General features: G+C 70.5%; 3 protein-coding genes. 2 read left to right on the forward strand and 1 reads right to left on the reverse strand.

Annotation, left to right across the window (positions count from 1 at the left end):
- Together GUY60_RS37065 and GUY60_RS37070 are read left to right on the forward strand one after the other, a co-directional pair.
- On the forward strand, nucleotides 1–407 hold a 407-nt coding region (locus GUY60_RS37065; RefSeq protein WP_161705899.1), incomplete at its 5' end, for an RNHCP domain-containing protein.
- The gene (locus GUY60_RS37070) at nucleotides 394–816 is read left to right on the forward strand and encodes an RNHCP domain-containing protein (protein ID WP_161705900.1); all 423 of its coding nucleotides are present in this window, start codon (nucleotides 394–396) and stop codon (nucleotides 814–816) included. The genes GUY60_RS37065 and GUY60_RS37070, both read left to right, overlap by 14 nt.
- Before the next feature lie 240 nt (nucleotides 817–1,056).
- On the opposite strand, the gene GUY60_RS37075 is transcribed toward GUY60_RS37070, so the two are convergent.
- Nucleotides 1,057–2,034: an NADP-dependent oxidoreductase gene (locus tag GUY60_RS37075; protein WP_161705901.1), complete on the reverse strand. Its 978-nt coding sequence runs from the start codon at nucleotides 2,032–2,034 to the stop codon at nucleotides 1,057–1,059.
- Nucleotides 2,035–2,139 lie beyond the last annotated feature (105 nt).

Genomic DNA, 2,139 nt, shown 5'->3' on the forward strand with positions numbered 1-2,139 from the left:
CCCCCACCCCTCCTCCCCTTTCCCTCCATAAGTTCGTCTGTGTGTGGTGTCGCCACACGGTCAACACCCGTGCAGGGGACGGCAGTCGGCGCAACCATTGCCCGTCGTGCCTGCACTCCCAGCATCTACGCGACCACGCCGACGGCAGCCCCAGCGCGTGCCGTGCGCGGATGACGCCGATCTCGATAGCGGTACTGCGCAACGGCGACTGGACGGTCATCCACCGCTGCGTCCAGTGCGACGAACTCACCTCGCACCCGGTCAGCGCGGACGACAACCAGCTGATCCTGATGCGCATGGCGGTCCGGCCACTGGCCCAACCCCCCTTCCCTCTCGAAGCGTTCGGGGATCACACGGTTCACGCGACGCGAGCGGTTCACGGGGCGGTGCCCGATGCCACGGCGTAGAACCCGACCTCCGCAGACCCGCCGACAGCGCCGGAAGGACGTCCTCCACACCCAGGGCGGCCACCGGTCCAACGACTTCCGCTGCGTCGGCTGCCGCCTGGACGTCCCGGCGAGCGCCCCGGGCACGGCCCACCGCAACCACTGCCCGAACTGTCTGACCAGCCGGCACCTGGACCACCGCATCCCGGGCGACCGCGCGTCCCCCTGCCACGGCCGCATGGAACCACTGAGCCTGTCCGTACGCCCGGACGGCGAGTGGCTGATCATCCACCAGTGCGTGTCCTGCGAGAAGTTGAGCGCCAACAGAACCGCCGCCGACGACAACCCCCGCGCCCTGCTCAACTTGGCCTTGCGCCCGCTGAGGGCGGGGGCGATGACGTCGAAGAAACTCGATGTTCGGGACCGATGACTACCCGGCCGGCCTGCCAGTCACCTTTGACGACGTCGAACGACCCTCCGCGTACGAGCTACCGCCCACCGTACGGTTCCAGGGTCGCCGGAACCGGGTCCAGCGCTCAGCCAACTCCGTTGTGGCAACCGTAAGTTGCACATCTGCGATCACGTACGCGGGTCCCGCCTGACGCAACCGGGAAGGTTGGTGGCGTGGCCGCAGCAGGGCGCGAGCCCCGGGAGCGGGGCAGTAGGCGGCTCAAGAGCTGACGGAGAGGACGATCTTGCCGGTGGTGCGGCCGCCCTCGCCCAGAGTGTGGGCCTTGGCCGCCTCGTCGAGGGGGAACACCTCCTCGACGATCACGCGCAGGCGCCCGCCCTCGACCAGCGAAGTGACCTCGCGCAGACCCGCGTGGTCGGGCTCGACGAGCATGAACACCGCCCGCACTCCCGCCACTTCGGCCTCCGCAGCCGGAAAGTCGTCGTCCAGCGGCAGAAGCGAGATCAGCGTGCCGCCCGGCCGCAACGTCCGCAGGGACCGGGCCAATTGGGGGCCGCCGAGGGCGTCCAGGACGACATCGACGTCGCTCGGCGCGCGGAGGCGCTCGGCGAAGTCCTCGGTGCGGTAGTCGATCAGTTCATCGCAGCCCAGCGAGCGCAGCAGCTCGTGCTTGGCCGCGCTGGCGGTGCCGATGACGTACGCGCCACGGGCCTTCGCGATCTGCACGGCCAGGTGGCCGACCCCTCCGGCGGCCGCGTGGATCAGGACGCGTTGGCCCGGCTGGACGTTCGCGGTGTCCACCAGCGCCTGCCAGGCGGTGAGCGCGGCCAGCGGCAAGGCGGCGGCCTCGACGTGGGTGAGGCCCTTGGGGTACGGGGCGAAGTGCCGGGCCGGGGCAGCGACGTACTCGGCGTAGGCGCCCGCCGGATGCGGGAAGCGCGGCATTCCGAACACCTCGTCGCCGACCTCGAAGAGGGCCACCCCGGCGCCGACCGCCTCGACCACCCCGGCGACGTCGAACCCGAGCGTGAACGGCGGCGTGGCGCCGTTGGCGAACATGCCCCGCTCCCGGGTCTTCCAGTCGGCGGGGTTCACGCCCGCCGCGTGCACCCGGACCAGGATCTCGCCCCAGCCCAGGACCGGACGCCGCGTCTCGACGACCTTGAGGACCTCCGGGGTTCCGGCGGCGTCCTGGGAGACGGCGCGCATGGTCGAGGGGGTTGTGGCCTGATCCATGGTGAGTGCTCTTTTCAGTAGAAGTTTCAGGTGCTTGAGGTGCTTGAGGTGCTTGAGGTGCACCAGGTGCAGGTGCTTCGGGCGCTCAGACGCCCCCGCCACGCG

The organism is Streptomyces boluensis, from assembly GCF_009908195.1.
Classification (GTDB): Bacteria; Actinomycetota; Actinomycetes; order Streptomycetales; family Streptomycetaceae; genus Streptomyces; species Streptomyces boluensis.

Coding starts and splice junctions, on each gene's coding strand:
- GUY60_RS37070 (WP_161705900.1), top strand. CDS start 394: ATGCCACGGCGTAGAACCCGACCTCCGCAGACCCGCCGACAGCGCCGG.
- GUY60_RS37075 (WP_161705901.1), bottom strand. CDS start 2,034: ATGGATCAGGCCACAACCCCCTCGACCATGCGCGCCGTCTCCCAGGAC.